Origin of the sequence: Thalassovita mediterranea, assembly GCF_001458435.1 — a bacterium.
GTDB classification, from domain to species: domain Bacteria; phylum Pseudomonadota; class Alphaproteobacteria; order Rhodobacterales; family Rhodobacteraceae; genus Thalassobius; species Thalassobius mediterraneus.
This window is the reverse complement of the sequence record NZ_CYSF01000005.1, coordinates 162,866-187,866: the sequence shown is the minus strand read 5'-3', so window position 1 is coordinate 187,866 and position 25,001 is coordinate 162,866. Positions and strand designations below refer to the sequence as shown.

The 25,001-nt window shown below is 58.1% G+C and carries 28 protein-coding genes and 1 tRNA gene; 13 read left to right on the top strand and 16 right to left on the bottom strand.

What is annotated here, in order from left to right; genetic code table 11:
• Positions 1-66: 66 nt before the first annotated feature.
• From TM5383_RS03930 to TM5383_RS03920, 3 genes are all read right to left on the bottom strand, one after another.
• Entirely contained in the window at positions 67-2,655 is a 2,589-nt protein-coding gene (locus tag TM5383_RS03930) for an ATP-binding protein (RefSeq protein WP_058317747.1), read from the bottom strand.
• 407 nt (positions 2,656-3,062) lie between these two features.
• Positions 3,063-3,138, bottom strand: a tRNA-Ala gene (locus TM5383_RS03925).
• 110 nt (positions 3,139-3,248) lie between these two features.
• Complete coding sequence (locus TM5383_RS03920; protein ID WP_058317746.1) at positions 3,249-3,569, bottom strand: TIGR02300 family protein; 321 nt, start codon at positions 3,567-3,569, stop codon at positions 3,249-3,251.
• A gap of 96 nt (positions 3,570-3,665) precedes the next feature.
• Between TM5383_RS03920 and TM5383_RS03915 the strand changes: the two genes are divergently transcribed.
• The 12 genes from TM5383_RS03915 to TM5383_RS03860 all read left to right on the top strand — a co-directional run bounded on the left by TM5383_RS03915 (position 3,666) and on the right by TM5383_RS03860 (position 14,577).
• Positions 3,666-4,391 (top strand): M48 family metallopeptidase, encoded by a 726-nt coding sequence (locus TM5383_RS03915; protein WP_058317745.1) that lies wholly within the window; start codon positions 3,666-3,668, stop codon positions 4,389-4,391.
• A gap of 52 nt (positions 4,392-4,443) precedes the next feature.
• Positions 4,444-5,094 (top strand): GntR family transcriptional regulator, encoded by a 651-nt coding sequence (locus TM5383_RS03910; protein ID WP_058317744.1) that lies wholly within the window; start codon positions 4,444-4,446, stop codon positions 5,092-5,094.
• A gap of 162 nt (positions 5,095-5,256) precedes the next feature.
• The gene (locus tag TM5383_RS03905) at positions 5,257-6,051 is read left to right on the top strand and encodes a S49 family peptidase (RefSeq protein ID WP_370695956.1); all 795 of its coding nucleotides are present in this window, start codon (positions 5,257-5,259) and stop codon (positions 6,049-6,051) included.
• A 13-nt stretch (positions 6,052-6,064) separates the two neighbouring features.
• On the top strand, positions 6,065-6,232 hold the full coding sequence (locus TM5383_RS16830) for a hypothetical protein (protein ID WP_058317742.1): 168 nt from the start codon (positions 6,065-6,067) through the stop codon (positions 6,230-6,232).
• A gap of 3 nt (positions 6,233-6,235) precedes the next feature.
• Positions 6,236-7,183 carry a calcium/sodium antiporter gene (locus TM5383_RS03895; protein ID WP_058317741.1) on the top strand — a complete coding sequence of 316 codons (948 nt, stop codon included), beginning with the start codon at positions 6,236-6,238 and terminating at the stop codon, positions 7,181-7,183.
• A gap of 30 nt (positions 7,184-7,213) precedes the next feature.
• Positions 7,214-7,996, top strand: a complete 783-nt coding sequence (locus TM5383_RS03890) for an SDR family oxidoreductase (protein ID WP_058317740.1) — start codon at positions 7,214-7,216, stop codon at positions 7,994-7,996.
• A 294-nt stretch (positions 7,997-8,290) separates the two neighbouring features.
• Entirely contained in the window at positions 8,291-10,153 is a 1,863-nt protein-coding gene (uvrC, locus tag TM5383_RS03885; RefSeq protein WP_058317739.1) for an excinuclease ABC subunit UvrC, read from the top strand.
• 153 nt (positions 10,154-10,306) lie between these two features.
• Positions 10,307-10,792, top strand: coding sequence for a molybdopterin-dependent oxidoreductase (locus tag TM5383_RS03880; RefSeq protein ID WP_058317738.1), 486 nt, complete (start codon positions 10,307-10,309; stop codon positions 10,790-10,792).
• A gap of 23 nt (positions 10,793-10,815) precedes the next feature.
• Entirely contained in the window at positions 10,816-13,098 is a 2,283-nt protein-coding gene (locus TM5383_RS03875; protein ID WP_058317737.1) for an ATP-binding protein, read from the top strand.
• Positions 13,099-13,215: 117 nt separating this feature from the next.
• Positions 13,216-13,878: a CDP-diacylglycerol--glycerol-3-phosphate 3-phosphatidyltransferase gene (pgsA, locus tag TM5383_RS03870; RefSeq protein ID WP_058317736.1), complete on the top strand. Its 663-nt coding sequence runs from the start codon at positions 13,216-13,218 to the stop codon at positions 13,876-13,878.
• Position 13,879: 1 nt separating this feature from the next.
• Positions 13,880-14,125: a molybdopterin converting factor subunit 1 gene (gene moaD / locus TM5383_RS03865; protein WP_058317735.1), complete on the top strand. Its 246-nt coding sequence runs from the start codon at positions 13,880-13,882 to the stop codon at positions 14,123-14,125.
• 8 nt (positions 14,126-14,133) lie between these two features.
• Positions 14,134-14,577 carry a molybdenum cofactor biosynthesis protein MoaE gene (locus tag TM5383_RS03860; protein WP_058317734.1) on the top strand — a complete coding sequence of 148 codons (444 nt, stop codon included), beginning with the start codon at positions 14,134-14,136 and terminating at the stop codon, positions 14,575-14,577.
• A gap of 35 nt (positions 14,578-14,612) precedes the next feature.
• Here TM5383_RS03860 and TM5383_RS03855 read toward each other — a convergent pair whose 3' ends face one another.
• The 6 genes from TM5383_RS03855 to rplS form a co-directional block, all read right to left on the bottom strand.
• On the bottom strand, positions 14,613-15,380 hold the full coding sequence (locus TM5383_RS03855) for an aldolase/citrate lyase family protein (protein ID WP_058317733.1): 768 nt from the start codon (positions 15,378-15,380) through the stop codon (positions 14,613-14,615).
• A gap of 13 nt (positions 15,381-15,393) precedes the next feature.
• A complete protein-coding gene (locus TM5383_RS03850) occupies positions 15,394-16,275 on the bottom strand; it encodes an MBL fold metallo-hydrolase (RefSeq protein ID WP_058317732.1) in 882 nt (293 codons plus the stop codon).
• Between the two features lie 45 nt (positions 16,276-16,320).
• Positions 16,321-17,130 carry a division plane positioning ATPase MipZ gene (locus TM5383_RS03845; protein ID WP_058317731.1) on the bottom strand — a complete coding sequence of 270 codons (810 nt, stop codon included), beginning with the start codon at positions 17,128-17,130 and terminating at the stop codon, positions 16,321-16,323.
• A 174-nt stretch (positions 17,131-17,304) separates the two neighbouring features.
• Positions 17,305-17,880: a YceI family protein gene (locus tag TM5383_RS03840; RefSeq protein WP_058317730.1), complete on the bottom strand. Its 576-nt coding sequence runs from the start codon at positions 17,878-17,880 to the stop codon at positions 17,305-17,307.
• 191 nt (positions 17,881-18,071) lie between these two features.
• Positions 18,072-18,293, bottom strand: coding sequence for a 50S ribosomal protein L31 (gene rpmE, locus TM5383_RS03835; RefSeq protein WP_058317729.1), 222 nt, complete (start codon positions 18,291-18,293; stop codon positions 18,072-18,074).
• A gap of 11 nt (positions 18,294-18,304) precedes the next feature.
• Positions 18,305-18,685, bottom strand: a complete 381-nt coding sequence (gene rplS, locus TM5383_RS03830) for a 50S ribosomal protein L19 (RefSeq protein ID WP_058317728.1) — start codon at positions 18,683-18,685, stop codon at positions 18,305-18,307.
• Positions 18,686-19,083: 398 nt separating this feature from the next.
• Here rplS and TM5383_RS03825 point away from each other — a divergent pair, with 398 nt between their 5' ends.
• Positions 19,084-19,830 (top strand): response regulator transcription factor, encoded by a 747-nt coding sequence (locus tag TM5383_RS03825; RefSeq protein WP_058317727.1) that lies wholly within the window; start codon positions 19,084-19,086, stop codon positions 19,828-19,830.
• A gap of 265 nt (positions 19,831-20,095) precedes the next feature.
• On the opposite strand, the gene TM5383_RS03820 is transcribed toward TM5383_RS03825, so the two are convergent.
• The 7 genes from TM5383_RS03820 to rpsP all read right to left on the bottom strand — a co-directional run bounded on the left by TM5383_RS03820 (position 20,096) and on the right by rpsP (position 24,923).
• Positions 20,096-20,425, bottom strand: coding sequence for a YegP family protein (locus TM5383_RS03820; protein ID WP_058317726.1), 330 nt, complete (start codon positions 20,423-20,425; stop codon positions 20,096-20,098).
• A gap of 98 nt (positions 20,426-20,523) precedes the next feature.
• Complete coding sequence (locus TM5383_RS03815) at positions 20,524-21,504, bottom strand: VOC family protein (RefSeq protein ID WP_058317725.1); 981 nt, start codon at positions 21,502-21,504, stop codon at positions 20,524-20,526.
• Between the two features lie 112 nt (positions 21,505-21,616).
• Positions 21,617-22,441, bottom strand: coding sequence for a tRNA (guanosine(37)-N1)-methyltransferase TrmD (trmD, locus tag TM5383_RS03810; protein ID WP_058317724.1), 825 nt, complete (start codon positions 22,439-22,441; stop codon positions 21,617-21,619).
• A 9-nt stretch (positions 22,442-22,450) separates the two neighbouring features.
• Entirely contained in the window at positions 22,451-23,257 is an 807-nt protein-coding gene (locus TM5383_RS03805; protein WP_143570309.1) for a hypothetical protein, read from the bottom strand.
• Between the two features lie 27 nt (positions 23,258-23,284).
• The gene (gene rimM, locus TM5383_RS03800) at positions 23,285-23,803 is read right to left on the bottom strand and encodes a ribosome maturation factor RimM (protein ID WP_058317722.1); all 519 of its coding nucleotides are present in this window, start codon (positions 23,801-23,803) and stop codon (positions 23,285-23,287) included.
• A 95-nt stretch (positions 23,804-23,898) separates the two neighbouring features.
• Complete coding sequence (gene bluB, locus TM5383_RS03795) at positions 23,899-24,528, bottom strand: 5,6-dimethylbenzimidazole synthase (protein ID WP_058317721.1); 630 nt, start codon at positions 24,526-24,528, stop codon at positions 23,899-23,901.
• 17 nt (positions 24,529-24,545) lie between these two features.
• Positions 24,546-24,923 carry a 30S ribosomal protein S16 gene (gene rpsP, locus TM5383_RS03790; protein WP_058317720.1) on the bottom strand — a complete coding sequence of 126 codons (378 nt, stop codon included), beginning with the start codon at positions 24,921-24,923 and terminating at the stop codon, positions 24,546-24,548.
• Positions 24,924-25,001: the final 78 nt, after the last annotated feature.

Below are 25,001 nucleotides of genomic sequence, written 5' to 3'. Positions count from 1 at the left end.
CAGGCCGAAATCGGGCTCGCCTCTGATTTTCCTATTTTTTCAGCGTGTTTTGAGCAGCCGGTCGTGTCAGTTTTCTGACGCTTCGCCGTTGGTGCAGCTATGTAGGACATCACGCAGCTGGTTCAGGCGGACAGGTTTGGCCAGGAACGAATCCATCCCCGCGTCCAGGCATTTGCTTTCTTCGCTTTTCAAAGCGTTCGCGGTGATTGCGATGATCTGGCAGGGTTCACGGCCTGTTTCTTGTTCGATACGGCGGATTTCACGAGACAGATCATAGCCGTCCATTTCCGGCATGTGGCAATCGGTCAGCACCAAATCAAACTGACCTGCCTGCCATAGTTCAAGCCCACGTTTGCCGTCGCTTGCCAAGATGGCGGAATGGCCCAGCGTTTCTAGCTGTTTGGAGATCACCATCAAGTTGATCTGGTTGTCCTCTACAACAAGAATGCGTGCTTCACCCGCGGGCGGTGTGTCTGCGTTGGCTTTGGGCGTCAGGGGCTCTGCCGTGGGTAGGGCGCTGAATTGGGTGATTTCGGGCAGTGTCGGATCTGGCGCAGTATCGTCCGACAGTGGTTCATAGGGCAGAACGACACGGAACTGGCTGCCGATGTCGCGCGGGATGTGGGTTAGACCACCCCCCATCAATTCAGCCAGATTGCGGCTGATCGACAGACCCAGACCGGTGCCGCCGAAGCGGCGTGTTGTGTTGCTTTCTGCCTGCGAAAATGGATCAAAGACCTTGGCCGCCGCTTCGGGTGAGATGCCAATGCCGTTGTCGATCACGTCAACCTGCAGTTGCCCATCCGCGTTCCGGCTGGCGCTGATCTGAATCGCCCCCCGTCTACCGGCGGATTCGGATGGGGTGAATTTGATTGCGTTGCTAAGCAGGTTTGACAGGATCTGGCGCAGGCGCCCTTCGTCCAATGAGACAACAGGCGCAATGCCCGGTGCCACATCAAGGGACAGGCTAAGCCCTTTGTCAGAGGCAAGCGGGTGATAAACCTCGGCCAGTTGGCGTAGGGTTGGCGCAAATCGGCATGGGTGCCATTCGATGTCCAACATGCGCGCCTCGATCTTGGAGAAGTCGAGGATATCGTCGATGATCCGCAGCAGCGCATTGCCCGATTGTGCGATTGTTTCGGCCTTATGAACCAGTTCGGGTTCTGACAGATGGCGGCGCAGCAGTTCGGTCAAACCAATAATGCCGTTCATCGGCGTGCGGATTTCATGGCTCATGTTGGCCAAGAATTCCGATTTTGCCACGTTTGCGGCATCCGCTGCCTCGCGGGCTGCGATCAGATCGCGTTCGACCTCTTTCAAGCCGTCAATGCGGGTCAGCAGCAGAACCTGATACCCGTTGGGCAGTTTCTTTTCGTTGGCCTGGAACCAACCCTGTCCTTCGCGGTGGAATTCAAAGATGCCGTCTGGATTACGGTGTCGTTCGACTGTTTCGGTGACCCAGTCATTCAGGTCACCTTCTACATCGGTGATGTATCCGCAATTCGCCAGTGCGCGCACATGGTCGTGGAACGGAATCCCATGCCGGATCGTATGCGGCGCTTCGGCGTGCATTTCCTTGAAGGCGACGTTGGTAAAGGAAATGCAATCGTTGTTGTCAAAGACCGCAATTGGTTCGGGCAGAGAGTCAAACACACGATAAAGCGTGGTCAGCCGTTCGTGTGTCAGCTCTTGTTCGGTGACGTCAACGCCGGTGCCGCGATAGCCCTTGAAGGCCCCCTTGCTGTCAAACAGCGGCTTGCCGCTGATCCGCATGATTCGTGGCGATCCATCCGGTTGAGTGAGAGAGTAGCGGATCTGTTTGAAGTCTTCGTGGGTTTCCAGTTGATGCAGCAGATCGGCTTCGCGATCGCGATGCATACGTTTGGCGCCCAGCACGCGGCAATTTTGGCCCAGCAATTCAGAGGCGTTCAACCCAGTGTTCGCCCCCAGCGCCAGACTGCCGGAAACGAAACGGAATGTGTGGTCTGCGTCCGTTTCCCAAACCCAATCGGTGGCTGTTTCGGTGAAATCGCGGAACCGGGATTCGCTGTGGCGCAGTTGCTGTGCCAGTTCGCGACTACGGTCTTTTTCCAGCAGGTTGATTCGCGCAGCCATCATTGCTGCAACGGTTTCCAGCTGTTCCAGATGCCAATCGCTGTAGTGGTCGCGTGCGGAATCTTCTGAATCGATGACCCCCAGAACGCGATCGCCAATTTTGATCGGTACACAGATTTCAGACCGTGCTGGGATCACATCAGGGATGTAGCGTGGGTCGGCCAACAGATCGTTGATCAGTTCCGCTTCGCCGGTTTGGGCGACGCTACCGGTGACACCCCGCCCGAACGGAATGATCAGCGGATTGATAATTTCGGTGAGGCGGGGGTTTTTCACATCACCCAGGGCGGCCATCTGGCGTAGGTTTTTCCCGTCGGGCTGGGTGTAATAAACAACGCAATCGCTGAAGCCCAGGCGCGCAACCACTTCGCGGGCAACGTACCAGGCCAGTTCTGCTTTGGACGGGATTTTCATCAATTCGATCGCAAACGAATTGAGAACGCGCAGCGCTTTGTGGTCGATTTCTTCGGGGGTTAGGGACGGGTCATTGGCCAAACCTTCAGCGCCACCGGCATCATCCGAAGCGGTGCGTTGACCCACGGGGCGTCTGTGGGTGTCTTCTGGGTTGAACGGCTTAGACAGCTCGTACCTCATTTTCTGTAAAACCCCGGCGCAGCAGGCACCAACCCGATCCGAAGGTAGGATAAGCGATTTCGTCGTTTTGTTAAGACGCTCTCGAGTCAAATAAACGACCTAAATACAGATATTTTATAGTTTTTTTGAAAACTTAGGCTGTTTTGTGCGGATTATACGGATTTAGGTCCGCTCTTGTCGCGACGCTGAGCGTCCTGCGCCAAGTGATTCGCGTCTTGCAAAGATCCGAACGCAAGAAAATTTTGCCTCACGATGCGGTGAATGGCAGCGCAGGGCAGCACAGCAAATCAACAGTGCAAAATTGCTTACGCGTTGTGTGTAGGTGATATAATTTTTAGAGAGGGAAGGGAATTTGGTGGAGCCTAGCGGGATCGAACCGCTGACCTCCTGCATGCCATGCAGGCGCTCTCCCAGCTGAGCTAAGGCCCCAATTTCCCAAGTCGTTTAGACTTGTGTGTCAGACCGTGTTGGCCTGTGCAGCGCTATCTAGTGGCTCCCGCGGGTGGGTGCAAGCGGAAAATTCCACCCGCGGAAATTTTTTATTCGTCGTCTTCGGCAGGAACGTCGGCCAGTTCGTCGAGGGAGACGTTATCGTCATCCTCATCATCCAGCAGGTCGTCATCCAGTTCCACATCGACGTTGTCATCATCCAGCAGATCATCATCGGATTCGACGTTGTCCTTGGACGCTTTCTTTGCCGATGCATCCTCTGCATCCGCAGCGATCATGCGGCTCTTGGTGGCTTCGGTTTCCACGATCTCGCCGGTGTAGGGGCTGACGATCGGGTCTTTGTTCAGGTCATAAAAGCGCTTGCCGGTGGTGGGGCAGACGCGCTTTACACCCCATTCTTCTTTGGGCATCAGGGATCCCTCTCAATTCACGTGGTCTTGTCGACAATCAGGGGCACCTGCCATAACAGGCTGTGCGTGTCAAAGGCTTTAAAGGATAGGCGGCTCATGCCCAAGCAGAAAGGTGACAAAGCGGCCCCTCAGACCGCTTATGTGCTGGACGGTGATCCGCCGGTCACGGTGCATCTACGTCGGTCCGCGCAGGCGCGGCGGTTGTCGCTGCGGGTTTCGGGGTTGGATTCGCGGGTCACGCTGACGCTGCCGCGCGGGGTGTCGGATCGCGAAGGGCTGGCCTTTGCCCAAGAGAAGGCGGATTGGCTGCGCCGCCAGATCGGCAATCGGCCTGATGTGTGTGACGTGGCGCTGGGTGTCAGCCTGCCGATCTACGGCACGCCCCATGCGATTGTTGCGGGGCAGGGGCGCGGCATTCGGGTCGCGGACGGGGCGCTGCAGGTGCCGGGCAATCCCGAAACGGCTGGGCGCCGCGTTGCGGCCTTTCTTAAAACGCTCGCGCGGGATCAACTGGCTGCAGCCTCTGATCGTTATGCCGCGGATCTGAAACGGCCTTATAGCCGCATCTCGTTGCGTGACACACGCTCGCGCTGGGGATCGTGTTCTTCGGCGGGTGTGTTGATGTATTCGTGGCGTCTGGTCATGGCCCCGATGGAGGTGCTGGAATATGTCGCGGCCCATGAGGTGGCGCATTTGCGGCACATGGATCACTCGCCCGCCTTCTGGAATCAGGTGCGTGAGTTGTACGGGGAGTATCAGCCCGCCCGCCAATGGCTGCGCGACAATGGCGCGTCGCTACACCGATACCGTTTTGGCGACTAAACGGGTCGCGAATGTGAATTGACGTTGTGTCCATTTGTGATCACATGGAAGCATGTTGATTAATTCCAGATCCGAAGCCACCCCGACATCGGCCCATGACCGCGTCTATCGCGGGCTACGCAGTCGAATCATGCACGGTGAGATTGGACCAGGCGCTGCCCTGACCCTGCGAGGTATCGGGGCAGAGTTTGAGGTGTCGATGACCCCCGCCCGCGAAGCGGTGCGCCGTCTGGTGGCCGAAGGCGCGCTGACGCTGTCTACATCGGGGCGGGTTGCCACCCCGGAACTTAGCAACGAACGGATCGAAGAACTGGCCGCCCTGCGTAGCCTGATCGAGGTCGAACTGGCCAGCCGTGCCCTGCCGCGTGCGCATATGGCACTGATTGACCGATTGCAGACGATCAATGGCGCTATTTCTGATGCGGTCGATCGTAAGGATGCGGTGGCCTACATCCGCACCAATCTGGAATTTCACCGCACGCTTTATCTGCGGGCACAGGCGCCCGCGATGCTGGCAATGGCGGAAACGGTCTGGCTGCAGCTGGGCCCGACGATGCGTGCCCTTTATGGGCGCCTGCGCCGTACAGAACCGCCGCACTTTCACCGCCTGATCATCGCCGCGCTAAAGGCAGGGGATGAACCCGGGCTGCGGTTGGCGGTGCGGTCGGACGTAACGCAGGGCCTTAAGATGCTGGCCGGTTAAACCAGGGTCCTATCGGTTAGACGTGGGTCCATAAAACAGGGTTATCTATGGTGTAGGCCGCCTTATGGTGCAGGGAATGGAATGCGTTTTTTCCGTCACGAATGCGGGAACAGGCACAGCGCTTCCCTTGTTCGGCAGCGGTCACACCTCTACATGAACAACATGATGAAATTGCCATTCACCTCAAAACGCCCCCGTGTCGCGGTTATTCGTATGCAGGGCATGATCGCGACGGGCGATCGTGCGCCGTTGAACGACGCAGCGATGGGGCCGTTGATCGAACGCGCTTTTCGTAAGGGCAAACCGCAAGCGGTTGCGCTGGTTGTCAACTCGCCCGGTGGATCGCCTGTGCAATCCTCGCTTATTGCGGCGCGTGTGCGACGTCTGGCGGATGAAAAGAAAGTGCCCGTTCATGCCTTCGTTGAGGATGTGGCGGCCTCTGGCGGCTACTGGTTGGCGGCCGCCGCGGACGACATCTATGCCGATCCCGCCTCGATCATTGGGTCTATTGGGGTGATCTCTGCTGGTTTTGGCGCACATGAATTGTTGAACCGTCACGGCGTCGAGCGGCGCGTCTACACATCGGTCAAATCGAAATCGATGCTGGACCCCTTCTTGCCTGAAAAGGCCGAGGATGTTGAGCGGCTAAAGGAAATTCTGGGCGATATGCATGCCGTTTTTGAGGGGTACGTCAAAGACCGCCGAGGTGCGCGCCTGACGGACGATCCCGATCTATTTACAGGTCGAGTCTGGATGGCAGAAAAGGCGCAAGCGCTGGGTTTGATTGATGGTGTCGGTCACGTCACCCCGAAACTCAAAGAGATCTATGGCGACAAGGTGCGCTTTATGGTCTATGGCCGCAAACGGGGATGGATGTCACGCTTTGGCATGCAGTTTGCGCAAGATGCGGCGGGCCTTCTGGAAGAGCGCGCTGCCTATGCGCGCTTCGGGTTGTAAGGCGGGAACGGGAATGCTGTTTAAGATCATCACCTTCTTCCTCATCGGGATGGCTGTTTTGGCCATGTTCGGCAAGGTGAAGATCCCCGGCCAAAAGCGGCTGGCATCTGCCAGATGTAACCGCTGCGGTCGTTTCAAGATCGGCAAGGGCCCGTGCCCTTGCACCAAGGGAGTGCGCTAAGACATGATCGAATGGCTGTATGCGGGGCTGGGGCTGATTATTCTGCTGCTGGCAGGGGATGCTTTGGTGAAAGGGGCGGTGAACCTGTCCCTGCGTATCGGGATCCCGGCACTGATTGTCAGCCTGACGATCGTGGCTTTTGGGACTTCGGCACCGGAATTGCTGATTTCAACCACCGCCGCGCTTGAGGATAAGCCGGGCATTGCGCTGGGCAATGTCATTGGATCCAACATCGCCAATGTGCTGTTGGTTCTGGGCGTACCTGCGCTGATTTCGACCATGCAATCCTCGAAATGCGAAAGCCGCAGCAGCTACTTGCAGATGCTGGCGGGCAGCGTGTTGTTCATTGTGCTGGCTTTTTGCGGCACCTTTACGTGGGTCAGCGGTTTGATCCTGCTGGCGGCGTTGACCATGACGCTGATCTGGGCGCTGCAACACGCCCGTGCACACATCGCGATGGGCGAACACGACGATCTGGAAGATCCCGAAGGCGCGGATCCAGATATGCCGTGGTGGAAAATCACGGTTTATCTGGGCCTTGGCCTGATCGGTTTGCCCTTGGGGGCGGAACTGCTCTTGGATGGGGCTGTCAGCATCGCACGGCTGTTTGGGATTTCCGAAACAGTGATCGGCCTGACACTGGTGGCCATTGGTACTTCGCTGCCGGAATTGGCGACCACCGTTATGGCTGTGCTGCGGCGTCAGGCGGACGTGGCGCTGGGCAATGTGATCGGGTCGAACATGTTCAACCTATTGGCCATCATCGGCGTGACCGCTGTTGTTAGCCCGATCCCTGTCGATCCTGAACTGTTGGAGTTCGATATTTGGGTTATGTTGGCGGCGACGTTGCTGTTGATCCCATTCGTATTCCTGAAACAGAACATCACCCGCCTTTGGGGTGTCTTGCTGACAGGCCTATATGTGGCCTATGTGCTGACGACGTTGCACTAATCCCGCATCTCAGGCGGACAGGAGATCACGATGGCAGTTGCACTGGTAACCGGCGCAGGCAAACGTCTGGGACGCGCGATGGCGCTGTATTTGGCGGGACGTGGCTATGATCTGGCGGTGCATTACGCCAGCTCCGCCGCTGAGGCCGCCGAGGTCGTGGCAGAGGCACGCGCCATGGGCCGCAAGGCAGAGGCATTTCAGGCAGACCTGTTGATCGAGGAAGAGGCCGCTGGCCTGTTCCCTCGCGTCGCCGCTGCATTTGATAGCCCTGTCACCTGTTTGGTGAACAACGCCTCCGTCTTTGAATATGACCGTTTGGAAACGGTCAGCCGCGACAGCTGGGACCGGCATTTGAACTCCAACCTGCGGGCGCCGTTCCTGTTGATTCAGGCAATGGCAGCACAGGTGCCAGAGGCGGTCCGCGATGAAAACGGCGAACTGCTGGCGCAGGGGCTGGTGGTCAACATGGTCGATCAGCGTGTCCGCAAGCTGACGCCAGAGTTCATGACATACACCCTGTCCAAAATGGGGCTGTGGACCCTGACGCAGACGACGGCCCTGTCGTTGGCCCCTCATGTGCGGGTGAATGCCATCGGGCCGGGCAGCACCTTGATCGGAGCGCGGCAGGCGCAGGACCATTTCGATGCACAACGCGCCAATTCGATTTTGCAGCGTGGCCCCAATGTCAGTGATATCGTTGCGGCGCTGGGCTTCTTCCTCGATTCGCCTGCGATTACAGGGCAATTGCTATGTTCTGACGGCGGTCAGCACCTCGCTTGGCAGACCCCCGATATTATCAATAAACGCGGGTAAAAGATGACTCCGTGCCAAAGTTTTGCACGGATGCCGTTTCTGTTACTAAGCCGTTACCAAAAGTTTAACATTATCAATCGCTTGATTGATGTGTAAAAAAGTTTCTTTAAATTACAAATACTTACATATTCGCCTAATTATTAGGCAAATCAACAAAATGGGCAAAAAATAACGAAAAAACGACGTTGCCCAAAACCTATCACCAGACTTATCCACAGAAACAGTGGAAAGGTTTTTCCTTGCCCCGAAGGGCCAAAGATTGCAGCGGGCGAGGGGGAATCATATCTCTGTCTTATGAGTGATTCTTCTGCTGATTCCTTGACCGGCCACGCGCTGATCCAATCCTACCTCAAGACGCTGGATGGCTCGCCGGGGGTGTACCGGATGCTGGATGCGCAGGCGCGTGTGCTGTATGTGGGCAAGGCGCGGAACCTGCGGGCGCGGGTATCGAACTATGCGCGCCCTTCTGGGCATTCGGCGCGGATCGCGCGGATGATCTCAGAAACCGCGTCGATGATGTTTCTGACCACCAAGACAGAGACAGAAGCGCTGCTGCTGGAACAGAACCTGATCAAGCAGCTGAAGCCCAAGTTCAACGTGCTGCTGCGCGATGACAAAAGCTTCCCGAATATTATGGTCACGGATCACGAATACCCGATGATCCGCAAACACCGTGGCGCCAAGAGTGACCGGGGTGCCTATTACGGGCCGTTTGCCAGCGGTGGGGCGGTGAACCGGGTGTTGGACCAGCTGCAAAAGGGATTCTTGCTGCGCACCTGTTCCGATGCGGATTTCCATGCGCGCACGCGGCCCTGTTTGCAGGCGCAGATCAAACGCTGCTCGGCCCCCTGTGTCGGACGGATCAGCCCAAAGGATTACGCCCGAAGCGTCGATGAGGCGCAGCGCTTCTTGTCAGGCAAGTCCACAGAGATTCAGCGGGTGTTGGCGGATCAGATGCAAGAGGCCTCGGCCGCGATGGAGTTTGAGCGCGCTGCCGCTTTGCGCGACCGGATCAAGGCGCTGACGCAGGTGCAGGCCGCTCAGGGGATCAACCCGCAGACCGTGCCCGAAGCGGATGTGATCGCCCTGTATATGGAAAACGGGCAGGCCTGTGTTCAGGTCTTCTTTATCCGTGCCAATCAGAACTGGGGCAACAAAGACTACTACCCCCGTGTTGGCGAAGGGGTCTCTAGCGCTGAGGTGATGGAAGCGTTCATGGGCCAGTTCTATGACAAACGGGATCCGGCGCGGTTGGTGTTGCTGTCCCATGGGATCGAAAACGATGACCTGATGGGAGAGGCCCTTAGCGGCAAGCTGGGCCGCAAGGTTGACATCGCCGTGCCGCAGCGCGGTGAAAAGGCAGAACTGATCGAAAGCGCGTTGCGCAACGCCCGTGAAAGTCTGGCGCGCAAGATGTCGGAAAGTGCGACGCAGGCCAAACTGCTGCGCGGCGTGGCAGAGGCCTTTGACCTCGACGGGCCGCCGGCGCGGATCGAGGTTTACGACAACAGCCATATTCAAGGCACCAATGCGGTGGGCGGCATGATCGTGGCGGGCGCTGATGGTTTCCTGAAGAACCAGTATCGCAAGTTCAACATCCGTGGCGAAGAGCTGACCCCAGGCGATGACTTTGGCATGATGAAAGAGGTGCTGACCCGCCGTTTCAAGCGCCTGCTGAAAGAAGATCCTGATCGTGACAAGGGCATGTGGCCCGATCTGCTGCTGATTGATGGTGGTGCCGGGCAGGTGTCGGCGGTGCAGGAAATTATGGAAGAATACGGGGTTCAGGATATCCCGATGGTTGGTGTGGCCAAAGGTGTGGACCGCGACCATGGCAAGGAAGAGTTCCACCGTCATGGCGAACGGCCCTTTGCGTTGCAGCGCAATGATCCGGTGCTGTATTTCGTGCAACGCCTGCGCGATGAGGCGCACCGATTTGCCATTGGTACCCACCGCGCCAAGCGTGTCAAAGCTATCGGCGCAACACCGTTGGATGAGGTGCCGGGCGTCGGTGCCACCCGCAAGCGGGCGTTGTTGACCCACTTTGGGTCAGCCAAGGCTGTTAGCCGTGCCGCCCTTGCAGATTTGTGTGCTGTGGACGGCATTTCTGCCACTTTGGCGCAGACAATCTACGACTATTTCCATGAAAAAGGCTGATCCCCCTCCTAATGGGGGTAGTCCACTGGTGCGCGCAATGCTTGCATTTTTACCTAATGAAGCGAATAGTGTCCGCAGCGGACTGTGATCTTTTGTCGCTGTGATGATAGATCGGAACAGTGTTTCCGCCAGTTTTGGAGGTGGGCTTTGGGTATGAATTACCTGAAACGGTTGGCATACTCAGTAGCGGTTTTAGGCGTGACTACGGTTTCTGTTTGGGCATCATCCCAAGATCAGATCCGTGTCTCAGGCGCGCTGGCGACCGACGTTCAGACCATCACAATCGAAGAGATCGAGGCCATCGGGCTAACCACGATCTCGGCGAGTTCCCCATCTGATGCAAGCAAGCGCTCCTTCTCGGGTGTCTGGCTGGACGACTTTGTTGCGGCGTACGGCGCGGACACAGTGGCATCAATCAGGTTCACCGCTATCGATTATTATCAAGTTACATTTGACCGCGCTGAATGGGAGCGAAGCAAAATTTTGCTGGCTACCCGTGAAAATGGCAAAGTTCTTGAATTTGAAACGAGAGGCCCAATGCGGGTGATTGTCGACGATTACGACCCCAACGACGAATTGCACCAGGAACTGACCCCTAAATGGATTTGGATGATCACAGAAATTACGTTCAACGACTGATCGGACTTTCTCCTATTCGCCTAGTGATTTTGGTTTTGCTGGGCACCGTCGTCGTCGCAGCCTTGTTCGGCTTTGCTTTGCGTGGCGAACAACAGGCGCGTGATAACGCCCAATCCACTGTGCGCGCGGTCGATGCCGCGCGATTTTCTTTTAAGGTGTCCCAGCTGACGCACCGCGGCCTGCGTTTTTACGATCAAGCGGTGGACAATCAGGACATTGTCGGGCTGCAAGGGGCCAAACGCCTGATCCGCGCGGCAATTGGTTTTACCTCGGCACCGCTGGCGCGGGAACGCTACAATATTCAGGATCTAGAAGATCCGCTGGTGCAGATCGTCACGATCTTCGAAACTGCAGAGCTATCGCCAACGGCTGCCCAACTGGCCCGTTTGGACGGTTTGTTGGGCGATGTCGATCGCGCGACGATGGCATATGAGCAGTCTGAAAATCGGCGCTTTCATCAACAATTGAACCTGATCAGCACGTCTGAATACCGTGGCGCGATGTTGGCGCGGGTGGCGACGGTGTCACTGCTGGCTGCGTTGTTGATCTGTGCTGTGTTGTTGGTTTTCATGCGCGCTGAACAGATACAGGCCAACCGTCGGGTTGAGGCAGAAACAGCGAGCCAGGCGAAATCCGCATTTTTGGCGAACATGAGTCACGAAATCCGCACGCCCATGAACGGGATCGTGGGTTTGATCGAATTGCTGCGTAAATCCCCAATGACGGACGACCAATCGCAGATGGTCGAGAGCATCAACGACTCAGCCTTCTTCCTGCTGCAGATTATCGATGACATTTTAGATGCGGCCAAAATCGACGCTGGAAAGATGGAGCTGGAAAACGAAAGCTTCAACCTGCTGCATTCCGTTGAACGGACGGCCGAAACGTTGGCGATCGCCGCGCGCAAGGCGAACGTGTTGTTTCAGGTTTATGTTGAACCTGATGTGCCCGATTGCATCAAAGGTGACTCCCTACGGCTGCGTCAGGTTTTGCTGAACCTTTTGAGTAACGCGATCAAGTTTTCCAAAGGCACCGAAGACCAGCCGGGTAGGGTTCAGTTGTGGGTCAGTATCGACGAACGCAGCGAAGAGTTGCGGTTTCGCGTTGTCGATACCGGTATCGGCATGAGCGATGAGGTGATTAACCGTATTTTCCAACCGTTCAATCAGGGCGAAGAATCCACCACACGCAAATACGGTGGCACTGGTCTGGGGTTGGTGATTACCCGCAACCTGGTAGAGCTGATGAACGGACGCCTGGATGTGATCAGCTCACCCGGCGAAGGGTCGGAATTTACCGCGGCAATCCCGCTGCAGATCTGTAGCCAGAACGCCAACCTCGCTGATCTGGATGGCGTGTCGCTGTTGCTGCATCTGGATAATGCGTATTTTGCCCATCGGACCGCGGCCAGTTTCGAACGTCGCGGCGCGACGGTTCACATCGCTGCTGAACGTGATGAGCTGTTGGCACGTATGCGCGATTGCAGCGATCAGATGGTCATCGTGTTGGGATTGGATCAGCAGTCTGACAATGACGACGCTCTGCTTGCGTTGCGCGGCTGTGATAGATCGGTTGGGGTTGTTGTTTTGGACCCGACCCGCGGCAATCCCAAGGGGCTATTGGAACCCCATCTTTATATGTCCTACCGCTATCCGATGCACCACAGCGATATTTTGCGCGGCATATCATTGTTGACCGGCCGGGCTGAAACCGCTGCTAATGTTGTGAGCGACAACGGACACGGGACAGCAATCCGCGCTTTGCCAGGTGCAGATGCGCCGAATTCCGGTGTTGAGGATGCGGCGCTGCCAGCCGTGGCAATGGCGCCCACGCAAGCCAAACAGACAATTCCCGAACTGGGCGAGGATGATGACGCCTATCAGGCTCAAAGCCATGACATCGCGCGGGTTCTGGTGATTGAGGACAATCCCCTAAACATACAGGTGCTGACACGGCAGCTGGACCGGCTGGGCTATCACTACGACACCGCGATGAACGGCGCAGAGGGTTTGGAGAAGTGGCGCGCTGGCGGGTTCGATGCAGTGCTGACCGATTGCCAGATGCCGGTAATGGACGGGCTGGATATGACCCGCCGCATCCGCGCCGAAGAAGATGAGGCGGGCCAAGGCGCAATCCCAATCCTAGCGATTTCCGCCTCGGCCCTGCCACAAGAGGCCGAGCGTTCACTGGCCGCAGGCATTTCAGAATATCTGACCAAACCATTGAAAATTGACACGCTGGAACAAACGTTGGCGCGCTGGCTTCCAGATGGAAATGCTGGGGACCGTACCCCGACGGGTGCCTGATCTGGGGCTGAATTTACCAAAAGTTCTGGCCTGTTGCGGCCTAGGTGGGGGCGGCAAATCGACTGATTGTGTGAATGCGCCGCTTCCCCCGCGTGATTAAGCAGGCTATTGAAGGGCATGACCTGGACGATCCCAAATATCCTGACCGTTGCGCGCCTCTTGGCGGCGCCCGGTGTCGCCGTGATGTTCCTCTACTTCACCCGTCCCTATGCGGACTGGTTTGCCCTGATGTTGTTCACTTTGGCGGCTTTGACCGACTGGGTTGATGGATATCTGGCGCGGTCCTGGAATCAGGAAAGCAAGATGGGCGCGATGCTGGATCCGATCGCGGACAAGGCAATGGTGGTGATCGCACTGATGGTCATTGTTGGGTATTCCTCGATGTCGCCTTGGTTGGTTCTGCCTGCAACTGTGATCCTCTTCCGCGAGGTGTTTGTATCCGGTCTGCGTGAATTCCTGGGTGATACTGCTGGTACATTGAAGGTCACTAAACTGGCCAAATGGAAAACCACCGCTCAGATGGTGGCGATTGCGCTGCTGTTTGGGCAGGGGGTGTTTGAACATTATTTCGGCATCAGTATTCTGGGTATGGATGACCAGATTGTTGCGCAAATTCTGGCAGGGGAATTGCCAGATGAATTCGGCCTTGGCTGGAAACTGACCGGCATGGCCTGGGCTGGTAACGTAGGTCTGATCTTGCTGTGGGTTGCCGCGGCATTGACCTTCATCACCGGTGTTGATTACTTCAATAAGGCGCGCCCTTATCTGAAGGACAACTAAAATGGACGTACTCTATTTCGCCTGGGTTCGGGAACGTATCGGCATCCCGCGCGAAACGGTGGACACCAAGGCGACAACCGTGGCTGAGCTGGTCGAAGAGTTGAAAGCGCGCGAAGAGCGGTATGAAGCTGCCTTTGCCGACCTCTCAGCGCTGCGCGTTGCACTGGATCAGGACCTTAGCGATTTTGACGCCTCTTTGGATGGCGTGCGCGAGGTTGCGTTCTTCCCACCGATGACAGGCGGCTGAGGCGCGCGATGGAGATCCGCGTTCAAGAAGCCCCCTTTGATCTGGGCCACGAAGTTGAAACCTTCACCGACCGTCAGGTCAATATGGGCGCTGTTGTCACCTTCACCGGTATTACTCGCGATCTGCCCGGCGCAGGCATGGACCGGATGGAAATGGAACATTACCCCGGCATGACCGAACGCGCGCTGACCCAGATTGCCGAAGAGGCGCTGGCGCGTTGGGATTTGGGCGATGTGCTGATCATTCACCGCTATGGTGTTCTGCGTCCGCAGGACCGGATCATGATGGTCGCCACCGCATCACGCCACCGCGCGCATGCGTTTGAAGCGGCTGAATTTCTGATGGATTACCTGAAATCCCGCGCACCCTTCTGGAAGAAGGAAGTGACGAAAGACGGTGCCGATTGGGTTGCCGCTAAGGATGAGGATGAAAAGGCGCTAGACCGCTGGTGAACAGCAACGCGCCTTTTTCTATGATCGGCAAATAATCAGTCCCGCCATTCATCCATCAAACCGCGCGCGGCCTTGGCCAGTAGCAGGACATCAACACCAACCGCCAGAAACTGTGCGCCCCAGTCGCGGTAGGTTTCGGCTGATCCATCGCTGACCGCCAGAATGCCCGCTGCTTTGTCTGACGCGGCAATACGCGCCAACCCATCCTTGATCGCGGCGCGTACCTCGGGGTGGTCGCTATTGCCTAGATGGCCCATGTCGGCGGCCAGATCTGATGGCCCGATAAAGACGCCATCGACGCCCTCAACAGCCAGAATATCGTCCAGCGCCGCCAGCCCCGCCGCGCTTTCGACCTGAACCAGCAGGCAGATCTGATCGTTGGCGGTTTGGGTGTAGTCAGGGATTGCCGCAAATTGCGATGCACGCGCCAGCGCGGCGCCGGAGCCACGGATGCCTGCGGGCGGGTAGCGGCAGGCGCGCACCAATTCGCGGGCCTGTTCGGCGCTGTCGACCATCGGGATCAGCAGCGTTTGCGCACCCACGTCCAGCACCTGTTTGATCATCCAGTCGGCCCCGATGGGCAGGCGCACGACCCCTTCGGAATGCTTGCCCTCCAACACTTGCAGCTGCGCCATGATGGTGCGCAGGTCATTGGGGGCATGTTCGCCGTCAATCACCAGCCAGTCGAAACCAGCGGTTGCCAGTACCTCAGTCGGGTAGGGATCGGCGAAACCGGCCCAGCAGCCGATGACACGTTCGCCGTTTTTCAGCCGCTGTTTAAAGGTGTTGATCGGCGCGGGCATGATTATCGTCCTTTCAGGTGTCAGAGGCGGGCAGTAGAATTTCCAACCCGTCGTGGCCCACATGCAGCGGGCCGTCCCATGTGCGGCGTACCTCTGCAACCCAATGAGCCTCGGTAAAGTTGGGATCATCGACCGGCACCAGATGGTTTAGCGCCAGGTGCTTCACCGCTGCCTGTGTGGCAATCGCGCCGACCTGATCGGCAGGCGCGTGCGACCGTTCCAGATGATGCCGCAGCCGGTCATCGCCATTGCCCACACGGGCGCAGAGCGCGTCAATGCCGGCGCTGAGCATTGCCTCATGCACCAAGAGGTCGGCGCCTTGGGCAAAGGGCACCATCGCCTCAATCGGTGCGGTGTCACCGGATAGAACAACGCGGTGATCCGCGCCGTCAAACCGTAGGGCGTAGCTGTCGTGGATCGGCGGGTGTTCGTTGCGCAGGGCGTGTAGGGTCAGCGGGCCAAGGGGCTGTGCGCCCTCTTCCAGAACACTGATATCCGCCAGCGCAGCTAGATCGGGGCGGCCTTCGTCGCGCAGGCGCAGGTCAACGTCAAACTGCATCGCGGCAAGGAAGTGGCGCCAGTAGTCCGCCAGCCCCTCTGGCCCGATCACTTTGATGGGGCGTTTCAGGCCAGCGGTCCATGCTGTGTGCAACAGCGGGCCCAGTTCCAGATAGTGATCGGAATGCAGGTGGGTGATGATGATGGCATCCAGTGCCTCTAGCGCCACGCCTGCGTCACAGACCCCACGCGCCGCGCCCAGTCCGGCATCGACCAGAACGGTCAGCCCGTCCATTTGTACCAGCGTCGACGTGGGCATACCCGTGCCGGGCCGGATCGCCGGCCCGCCCTTGGTGCCCAGTAGGACAACGCGGTTCTGGATGTTGTGTTGCGTCATGTGCAGCCCCTCCCCTGACCGCAGCGGAGCGCCCGTCAGGCGCGATCAGAAATCGGGTTCAACGCCGGGCAGATCGACCGCCTTGATCAGATCCCGCAGTTCCTGCCGTGCAGCCACGTTCGAGATGTTGAGGCTGGAAATCCCGATGTCTTTCAGGTCCAACAGGGTCAGGCCACGCGGGAACAATTCGCGGAAGATGACCCGTTCATTGAACCCCGGTGCCACGCGGAAGCCGATGCGCTTGGATAGCATATCCAGCGCCTTGCCCATCTTTTCCTTGTTCACCATGTTCTGCGCGCCCAAGCGGTTGCGCAGCACGATCCAGTCGATCGGTTTCAAACCGGCCTGTGCACGCAACTGGCGCGCGTTCCAGACCATTTCAGAATAGACCGACGGGCCTTGGATCTTTTTGCCCTCACCATCGATTTTGGCCAGCAGGTCAAAATCAACAAAGCTGTCGTTCAGGGGGGTGATCAGGGTATCGGCCAGCGAATGCGCCACTTGGCTGAGGCGGGTGTGCGATCCGGGGCAGTCGATCATGATGAAGTCATGATCCGGCTCCAGCGATGCGATGGCCGCAGATAGGCGGTGGTCATAGGGGTTTTCGCCCGGCTTCAGCTCTGACTGATCAATTTCGGGCAGTTCGTGGTAATTTGGCGTTGGCAGGTCCAAACCGGCCTGAGCCATAAAGGCGCGGCGGTTTTCCACGTAGCGGCCAAAGCTTTTCTGGCGCAGGTCCAGATCCAGCACCCCAACCCGTTTGCCCATGCGGGCCAATGCGGTTGCGATATGCATAGATACGGTGGATTTGCCCGCACCGCCCTTTTCGTTGCCGACAACAATGATGTGTGCCATTGCGATCTGTCCCTTATCTGCCCTTATTTGGCGGTTTTGTCCCAGCGTATGAGGGCGCGCGCCATTTGCAAAGCCTTGTTAGCTTCTTGGACAGACTGAATGACATCTGTTGTCAGGATATGGAAGGGGGCGCGGTGTTTTTCGCGCCCCTCACCGTCGTTAGCGCCGAAAGCGTTATTCTTTGGTAAAGACAAAGCGTAGAGATACAGGCGCTACGCGGGTGATGCTTTCAAGGCTGGCCAGTTCTTTCAGGATGTCGATGGCCGGATCAATGCCCGCCTCATCAGTATCGAGGAAGAGGAAGTCGTTGCTGGTGACCAGAACTTTGTCTTCGGCCAGACGGGCGACGAACAGGGATACGTCCATCTCGACCTCGGTGCCGATCAAGTCCAGCGTTGCCTCGGTCTCTACCACGGTGGTGCCGCCGACGGGCAGAGCCTCAATCGTGGTCAGGTCCAGCGTGCTGGTCAGATCGGCGCTGCCTGCCGCTTTGAACACATGTTCGATCATGCGGCTGTTGCGGATGTCGATGTTGGTTTCCACCGATGACAGGTCGATCGCGACCTTGGCATTGCCTGCCTCATCAACGCTGCCTGACAGTTTGCCGAAATGGTGCACTTCGCCGATGAAGTTGCTTTTGATCGATCCAAACGCCAGACGCGATGCGTCGTTGTCCAGTGTCCAGTTGCCAGCCAGTGCAGCAGTGGTCGAAAGGGTCAGGGCCACAAGGCCGCCAAAAATCGTTTTCATTACAGTCCTCTCCAGATGTGTGAGGGGGACTGTAACGGCGAAATGGTTAACGTGTGGTAACGCTTTGCCTGTCGCGGCTCATCTTCGCGTGACCATAACGTGAGCATGTGCAGGCAAATGTCAGCCGATGTGCAGGCAACAAAAAACCCCGCACAATGGCGGGGTTTTCCGTATCAAATCGATGGTTTGGCTTAGAAGCCCAGACCAGCGTATTTGTTTTTGAATTTCGACACGCGGCCGCCGGCGTCCAGCAGGCGGGCACCGCCACCGGTCCATGCCGGGTGTACGGTGGGGTCGATGTCCAGCGCCAGGGTGTCGCCTTCGGCGCCCCAGGTCGAACGCATCTTGATGATGGTGCCGTCGGTCATCTTTACGTCGATGAAGTGGTAATCGGGGTGGGTATCTGCTTTCATCGAACCAGTCCTTACGCTTTAGCCTTGGGGGCTTTGTAGTTGGTAACTTCGGCGATACGTGCGGATTTACCGCGACGGGCACGCAGGTAGTACAGTTTGGCGCGACGAACGCGGCCACGACGTACAACGGTGATCGAGTCGATGTTGGTCGAGTGCAGCGGGAACACACGTTCCACACCTTCACCGAACGAAATCTTGCGAACAGTGAACGAACCGGCAATGCCTGCGCCGTTTTTACGGCTGATGCAAACGCCTTCGTAGTTCTGAATACGGCTACGGGTGCCTTCGGTCACTTTGAAGCCGACACGGATGGTGTCACCGGCTTTGAAATCGGGAATGTCTTTTCCCAGGGCGGCGATTTGCTCCGCCTCCAGCTGTGCGATCAGGTCCATTGACCATCTCCTTTGATGCTTGCGGTTGTTCCGCAAAGGTGAATGCCGTCCCGAGAGCTCTTGGTCTTCGACCGGGTCCGCCGCAGCGCCCGCCAGAGATAGGATCGTTTTCTTATTTTCTGCAGTCAGGTCCAGAGTGAGGCCGAAGAAGCCCTCAGGAGCATAACAAACAGGTCCGCAAGCCGATTCCGACCGCAGACGGGCGGTGTATAGGGGCAGGTGGGGCAGGGATCAAGCGTTTTGCGCGGGGAAAGCATAGAAAATACGCAGGAAAATAAGGCGACTGGGGCGTGTTTGCGGGGCGTGTTTTCTGCTCCTGTTTACGGGGGGCTGCGAACTCTGCTAGATCGCGTGATCGTCAGGGGCAGGCGCCTCTAAGGGACATAGTGAGGCTGTAGATGAGTGCGCTGGTTCTGTCAGCTGTTGAGCGTTTCCTCGGAGCGACGAGTGGCGAGGAGCGGTGGAATGTGGCGCAGGCACTGGCGCAGGAGCTGGGATGCTCGGCGCTGAACATTGCCAGTGTTTCCGATGCAGATCGTACCATTCAGTCTGCGCGCAGTTCGATGTCGGCGCAGTGGCTGGAGGAATACGTCAGCGAGGGGTTCGTGTCAGTCGATCCGTTGATCATGGGCATGAGCGTAGGCCGCGGTATGCAATGTCGATCGTTGAGCCGTGAACAAATTCTGGCTGGTGCTCACGCTGGGGCAAAGTCCCGTGCCTTATGCGCGGGGCTGGAGCGCTATGGTTATGACCAGCTGTTGGCGCAGACCTATGGTGACAAGGATACTGCGCAAACGCGGCTGGTGGTGTTTGCAGGGGATCTGCGCGAACACGACTTTCACCGAGCCCATACCGCGCACGAGCTGGCGCAGGTTGCCGGTTTGATCGCGTCATTTGTCGATACTGCCGTATATGTGGACCCGGCGCTGTCAGGTGGTGCTGGGCAGCCGGCTTTGTCTACGCGGGAACGGGATGTGCTTGCGCTATTGGCGGTTGGATGTCGCAACGATGAGATTGCCTATCGCCTTGGGATCGCAGAGGTAACAGTGCGGTCGCATGTGACGGCGGCGCGTAAGAAACTTGGCGCCAAAACCCGCGAGCAAGCCTTGGTCGAAGCGATCCGCACCAAGCAGATAACGCCCTGAGGGTGGAGGGTATCGGCGCTGGGTATCGGTTTCGATAGGTTGTGCGAGTGGGGAACCGCCCGATAAAAGCTGCCGCGTAAGAAATTGCACTACATATTAATTTGTTCTGAGGGCGGGCTGGCAAGAAGCGTTGTGCGTCTGCAGGCCCTGTCGTCCCAAGGGGCATCACCGTTATTCAAAAGCTGTCGTGTGGTTTTCCTTCCGATTGCCCCCCGCAGCAAAGCACGCCAGACACCCTCTCTGGCGTGCTTATTTTTATACGTCCTTAGACTTCGACCACTTCGGCGTCCGGTGCGTTTTTCTTCACCGACTCGATCCCGTTGTCGCGGCCAGAGGCGCTGGTGTAGCTTTGCGAGGTGCCGATCACCTGACCGTTTGTGGCCTTGAGGTTGAACATGAACTTGCCCGCGCTGGTTTCCTTGCGTTCATAGCGGTCGTCATCTGCGGCGTTCTTCTGCACTGACGCGATACCGTTTTCGCAGCTGGCTTTCTGTTTGTACCCTTCGGAGGCCAGGATGTTTTCGCCGTTGCCTGCCTTGAGGCGGAAGCGATATTCGCCTGCTTTGTCCTGATAAAGTTCGAATTTTCCGGCCATGTCACTGTCTCCTATGTCTGCCGCACCCTTTGGGTTGCGGATAAATATGATCGCAGAGTGCGGTAAAATCCGTGCGCAATCAACAGTTTCGGGTGCGCCTAGCCCCAGATCAAGATCAACGGCACAAGCGCTGCGTAGGTCGCAAGGGTCAGCCAGTAAAGCACGGGGGCCTCTGCGCGGCTGATAGGTTCCAACAGGTAGGTGGCATGATCGCGCAGGCCAAGCCCGGCCCAGATGGCAAAGAACAGGGCCGATATCCACGCCCACCCCGTTGCGACTGACAGTGCGATGAGGGCGAGGCCGACCCATGCCTTCCATTTGATAGGTGGTTTGGCAGTGACCTTCGGTGCGATGTCTGATGTGACCTGTACAAAGAACCGCCCGCCGTCTGGATCGGCGATCACTTGTGTCGCGCCGTCGTGCAGGTCCATATCAGCGATCACTTGCCCGCCCGCAGCTTCGGCGCGGATGCTTGTTTCTGCATCGGCGTTGAACATAACGGCCCAATATTGCTCTTTGCCGCGAATAGCAGCGTCGGGCACTTGGTAAAGGTGCGCCTTTGCGCTGCCGCTGCCCTCGATCTGCCAGCTGTCATCCGAAAGGGGGCGGAATTGCCAGCCGAATAGTGTTTCATAGAACTCCATCACCTGTGCGGCGTCCGACACGAACAGTGCATGTGATTTCCGTGTGCCGGAGGCGGCGCCCACGTCAGACATGTTCGGTCCCTGATAAACGGTGAACCCCGCCCCCAGCGGGTCGCGGATCAATGCAAACTGACCACCGTTCTGGAAGGTATCTGGCCCCAGCTCTACCTTTGCCCCGTTTGCGCGTGCCAGATCTACCGTGGTGGCGACATCATCCACCTGAATATAAGACATCCAGAAACTAGGCATGCCCATGTCGATGAACGTCTTCGGCATCTGGTAGAGGCCGGCCACAGATGCGTGGTCACAGGTCGCGGTGGCGTAGCCGCCTGCCTCTGAAAACTGCCAGCCAAATGTGGCTGTGTAAAAGGGGCGTGTCACATCGGGGCGATAGCTGGACAGATCTGCCCAGATGAAATGACCGTGCTGTGGCATGTGAACCCCTTATCTCGCTTTGCGTTCCCCAATAGCTGAGCCTTCCGGCGCTTTGGTGCAAGGTCGCGGCGCAAGAAGCGCAAGAAAGGTGAAAAAAGACCTGTGTTAGACCCTATTTGCGGGGCTTCTTGGGCTCCTGCTGGGCGTCATAGCGTTCCCACATATCTGGGCGGCGCTGTTTGGTGATCTCTTCGCTCATCTCTTGGCGCCACTCGGCCACTTTGCCGTGGTGGCCGGACATCAGCACATCAGGGATTGTGCGGTCGTTCCACGCGGCGGGGCGGGTGTATTGGGGGTGCTCCAGCAGGCCGTTGGAATGGCTTTCATCCTCGATACTTTCGGCATTGCCGAGGACATCCGGCAGCAGGCGCACGGTGGCATCCAGCATGGCCTGCGCGGCAATCTCGCCACCCGTTAGGACAAAATCGCCCAGTGACACCTCTTGGATCTGGTAGTGATCCAGCACGCGTTGATCGACGCCTTCAAACCGTCCGCACAGCAGGGTCACACCGTCACAGCCCGCCCAGTGACGCGCCATTGCCTGATCAAACCGGCGCCCGCGCGGCGACAGGTAGACCAGTGGCCAACGGCCCCGCGCGCCCTGCATGGTCTGATCAATCGCGTTGCCCAGCACATCAGGACGCAGCACCATACCCGCGCCGCCACCGGCGGGGGTGTCATCCACGTTGCGGTGTTTGCCGACGCCAAAATCGCGCAGGTTGGTGGTTTCTAACTGCCATTTGCCATCGCGCAGCGCCTTGCCCGTCAGGCTTGCGCCCAGAACACCGGGGAAGGCATCAGGAAACAGCGTGATGATCCGCGCGGTCCACACGCCTGCCAGTCGCGGATTGGTTTCAATCAACTCGCGCGGTTTGAAGGTGGGGCGCACAGCCAGACGGCCGTGGGATTTTGGTTTTGGTTCGGGCGTATCAGTCATGGGCTGCTCTTACCCCGTGCTTGGGTCCGGCGGCAACAGCGCATGTTTGGCGGCGTGCAATGCGGTGCGGTCCATGCCCAGCCGGTTGAGACGTAGGAATTCCGCCCTGAGGGCGGCGTCCTGACCTGCATTCTGGCGCTCGGCGGGTGGCAAGGTATCGATCACCTCTTGTGGGACGTCCATTAGGTCCAGAACCATCGCAGCTGGGCCCTGGGGATGGGCGCGGTAATCTTCTAGCGCGCGGATGTGGACAGGTGTCGGTGCCAAGGCCTGCGCGACCTTGTCCGCATCTTTGCGCAGGTCGAAATTATTCGGGAACAGTTCAGAGAACCGCACAAGGTCATCGCGCAGTCCGGTAGAACGCAGTTGATGCCCATGCACCGATTTCAGCCAGTCCGTACGGTCCCGTACAGAATAGAGGAAGTGCAGATCCATCTGATCGCCAAACCGCCGTTCCAGTCCGGCGCGGATGTCGCGCGCCAACATCCGTGCGGCGGGGTTGATGCCGGTCAGGACTTCGCCATCCACGCCGCGATGGCCGGGCATGATACCGGCGAAATTTTCACGGCTGATGACGATATTACCGGTGTCAGGAAGTGCCTCGGCAAAGCGTTTGAAGCTGCGGCGAAAGGCGCGCCGTGATTCATCTGTCTGCGAGCGAGCGAATTCACGGGCCAAGGCGCCACTGCGCTGCAGCGCACCGGGGCCGTAAAAATGGAAATAGGGTTCCAGAGCGTCGGCTAGACGGGCCAGCTGTGCCTGCAGGCTGGTGGTGCCGGTTTTGTAAAATCCTGCATGAACCAGAATGCGCCGCATCGCCATCTTGCCCCTAATCCCTGTCGATTATTCTGGAAACAGCCCGTCCGGCGGATCGGCAATGATGCGACCTGCGCCCAGATCCACCGTCGGCACCGCCGCGAGGGTGAAGGGCAGTAGCACGGTGGTTTTCAGACCTGGCCCGTGGATTTCCAACAGATCACCTGCGCCGTGGTTCTGCACCGCCTTCACCACGCCGAGTTTGGTGCCGCCGGTGTCAAACACGTCCAGCCCCATCAGGTCGGTGTGGTAAAATTCATCATCCGGCAGCGACGGCAGGCGGTCACGCGGCACGAAGAGTTTCAGCCCGCGCAGCGCGTCGGCCTCTTCCTTGGTGCTGACATCCGACAGACGCACCGACAGGCCGTTCTTGATCACCCGCAACACGCCAACGTCAAAGGAACGGCTGCCGTCCTCGGTCGTCAGGGGATTGTAATCCTCGATCGCGGCAGGATCGGCGGTATAGCTTTTCAGCCGCACCTCACCACGTACGCCAAAGGCCCCAGCGATGGAGCCTACACAGATCAGATCTTCATTCTCGCTCATGGTAGTGAAACCTTCGCTACGCCAGTTGAAACAGTGATAGCGCCTCTGAGGCGTGGGGGCAATTCGATGTGGAGAAGCTGAATGAGCACAGCGCGTTAGCGGCGCTCAATCGGCAGGGCGTTGCGGCGGTCTTCCCAGCCTTTGCGCTCCAACTCGGGGGTGTCGTTCACATCCTCGGGGTAGCCGACGCAGAGGTAGCCCACCAAGAGCCAACCTGCGGGTACGTCAAGGTCACGGTTCAACTGGTCTGGATCCAGAACAGATACCCAGCCCACCCCGATGCCACGGGCGCGGGCGGCCAGCCAGAACAGGTTGATCGCAGACACAACAGAATAGCGGCGCATTTCCGGCATGGTGCCTGCGCCAAGGCCTGCACCTTTTTCGGTGCTTTCATCACAGTAAACGGCCAGTTGCACTGGCGCTTCTTGCATGCCCGACAGTTTCAGCTGCGCATAAAGCGCGGCTTTGTCGTCGCTGTAGCCGGTCAATGCCTCGGCATTGGCGGTCTGATAATTCGCTAAAGCGGCGGCGCGGGCAGCATCGCTTTCCACCCGAATGATCCGCCAGGGTTCTGACAGCCCCACCGAAGGAGCGACCAGAAATGCGTCGAGGCACTGCTGTAGCAGTGCCTCGTCCACAGGATCGCTGCGGAAGTGGCGCACATCGCGTCGCCACCGCAGCAGATCGTCCAGATCGCGCTGGAATGATTCCGGGAAGGTGTGCATCCCAGCGCCCTCTGTTCTTACTCTTCGGCTGCTGCTTCTGCAGCGGCTTCTGCCGCTTCAGCTGCTTTGGCGGCTTTTTCTTCAGCGCGCTCTTGAGCTTTCTTGCCGGGAACAGCTTTTTCAGGGTTGTTGCGGGTTTTCTTCGCCAGAACACCAGCCGCTTCCAGGAAACGCGATACACGGTCGGACGGCTGTGCGCCTTGGTCCAGCCAGTACTGAACGCGTTCCATGTTCAGTTTTACGCGCTCTTCGCTGTCTTTGGGCAGCAGCGGGTTGTAGGTGCCCAGCTTTTCGATGAAGCGGCCGTCACGCGGCATGCGCGAGTCTGCTGCAACAACGCGGTAGAAGGGGCGCTTTTTGGAACCGCCGCGGGCGAGACGAATTTTCATAGCCATGGGTGTATCTCCTATAATGGCGTGTGCACGATTGTGCATATTTGGGTGCACCGGATCGGTGCGGGTTGGGTCGAAGGA

Bases quoted from the DNA above. Each gene is read 5' to 3' on its own strand.
- TM5383_RS16830 (WP_058317742.1), top strand. From the start codon at position 6,065: ATGCTGTTTAAGATCATCACCTTCTTCCTCATCGGGATGGCTGTTTTG.
- rimM (WP_058317722.1), bottom strand. From the start codon at position 23,803: ATGAGCGAGAATGAAGATCTGATCTGTGTAGGCTCCATCGCTGGGGCC.
- rplS (WP_058317728.1), bottom strand. From the start codon at position 18,685: ATGGACCTGATCGCACAGCTGGAGGCGGAGCAAATCGCCGCCCTGGGA.
- TM5383_RS03820 (WP_058317726.1), bottom strand. From the start codon at position 20,425: ATGGCCGGAAAATTCGAACTTTATCAGGACAAAGCAGGCGAATATCGC.
- moaD (WP_058317735.1), top strand. From the start codon at position 13,880: ATGGACGTACTCTATTTCGCCTGGGTTCGGGAACGTATCGGCATCCCG.
- TM5383_RS03815 (WP_058317725.1), bottom strand. From the start codon at position 21,504: ATGCCACAGCACGGTCATTTCATCTGGGCAGATCTGTCCAGCTATCGC.
- TM5383_RS03895 (WP_058317741.1), top strand. From the start codon at position 6,236: ATGATCGAATGGCTGTATGCGGGGCTGGGGCTGATTATTCTGCTGCTG.
- rpsP (WP_058317720.1), bottom strand. From the start codon at position 24,923: ATGGCTATGAAAATTCGTCTCGCCCGCGGCGGTTCCAAAAAGCGCCCC.
- rpmE (WP_058317729.1), bottom strand. From the start codon at position 18,293: ATGAAAGCAGATACCCACCCCGATTACCACTTCATCGACGTAAAGATG.
- TM5383_RS03855 (WP_058317733.1), bottom strand. From the start codon at position 15,380: ATGCCCGCGCCGATCAACACCTTTAAACAGCGGCTGAAAAACGGCGAA.
- uvrC (WP_058317739.1), top strand. From the start codon at position 8,291: ATGAGTGATTCTTCTGCTGATTCCTTGACCGGCCACGCGCTGATCCAA.
- pgsA (WP_058317736.1), top strand. From the start codon at position 13,216: ATGACCTGGACGATCCCAAATATCCTGACCGTTGCGCGCCTCTTGGCG.
- TM5383_RS03905 (WP_370695956.1), top strand. From the start codon at position 5,257: ATGATGAAATTGCCATTCACCTCAAAACGCCCCCGTGTCGCGGTTATT.
- TM5383_RS03840 (WP_058317730.1), bottom strand. From the start codon at position 17,880: ATGAAAACGATTTTTGGCGGCCTTGTGGCCCTGACCCTTTCGACCACT.
- trmD (WP_058317724.1), bottom strand. From the start codon at position 22,441: ATGACTGATACGCCCGAACCAAAACCAAAATCCCACGGCCGTCTGGCT.
- TM5383_RS03915 (WP_058317745.1), top strand. From the start codon at position 3,666: ATGCCCAAGCAGAAAGGTGACAAAGCGGCCCCTCAGACCGCTTATGTG.
- TM5383_RS03860 (WP_058317734.1), top strand. From the start codon at position 14,134: ATGGAGATCCGCGTTCAAGAAGCCCCCTTTGATCTGGGCCACGAAGTT.
- TM5383_RS03890 (WP_058317740.1), top strand. From the start codon at position 7,214: ATGGCAGTTGCACTGGTAACCGGCGCAGGCAAACGTCTGGGACGCGCG.
- TM5383_RS03805 (WP_143570309.1), bottom strand. From the start codon at position 23,257: ATGCGGCGCATTCTGGTTCATGCAGGATTTTACAAAACCGGCACCACC.
- TM5383_RS03920 (WP_058317746.1), bottom strand. From the start codon at position 3,569: ATGCCCAAAGAAGAATGGGGTGTAAAGCGCGTCTGCCCCACCACCGGC.
- TM5383_RS03850 (WP_058317732.1), bottom strand. From the start codon at position 16,275: ATGACGCAACACAACATCCAGAACCGCGTTGTCCTACTGGGCACCAAG.
- TM5383_RS03825 (WP_058317727.1), top strand. From the start codon at position 19,084: ATGAGTGCGCTGGTTCTGTCAGCTGTTGAGCGTTTCCTCGGAGCGACG.
- TM5383_RS03910 (WP_058317744.1), top strand. From the start codon at position 4,444: ATGTTGATTAATTCCAGATCCGAAGCCACCCCGACATCGGCCCATGAC.
- TM5383_RS03880 (WP_058317738.1), top strand. From the start codon at position 10,307: ATGAATTACCTGAAACGGTTGGCATACTCAGTAGCGGTTTTAGGCGTG.
- TM5383_RS03845 (WP_058317731.1), bottom strand. From the start codon at position 17,130: ATGGCACACATCATTGTTGTCGGCAACGAAAAGGGCGGTGCGGGCAAA.
- bluB (WP_058317721.1), bottom strand. From the start codon at position 24,528: ATGCACACCTTCCCGGAATCATTCCAGCGCGATCTGGACGATCTGCTG.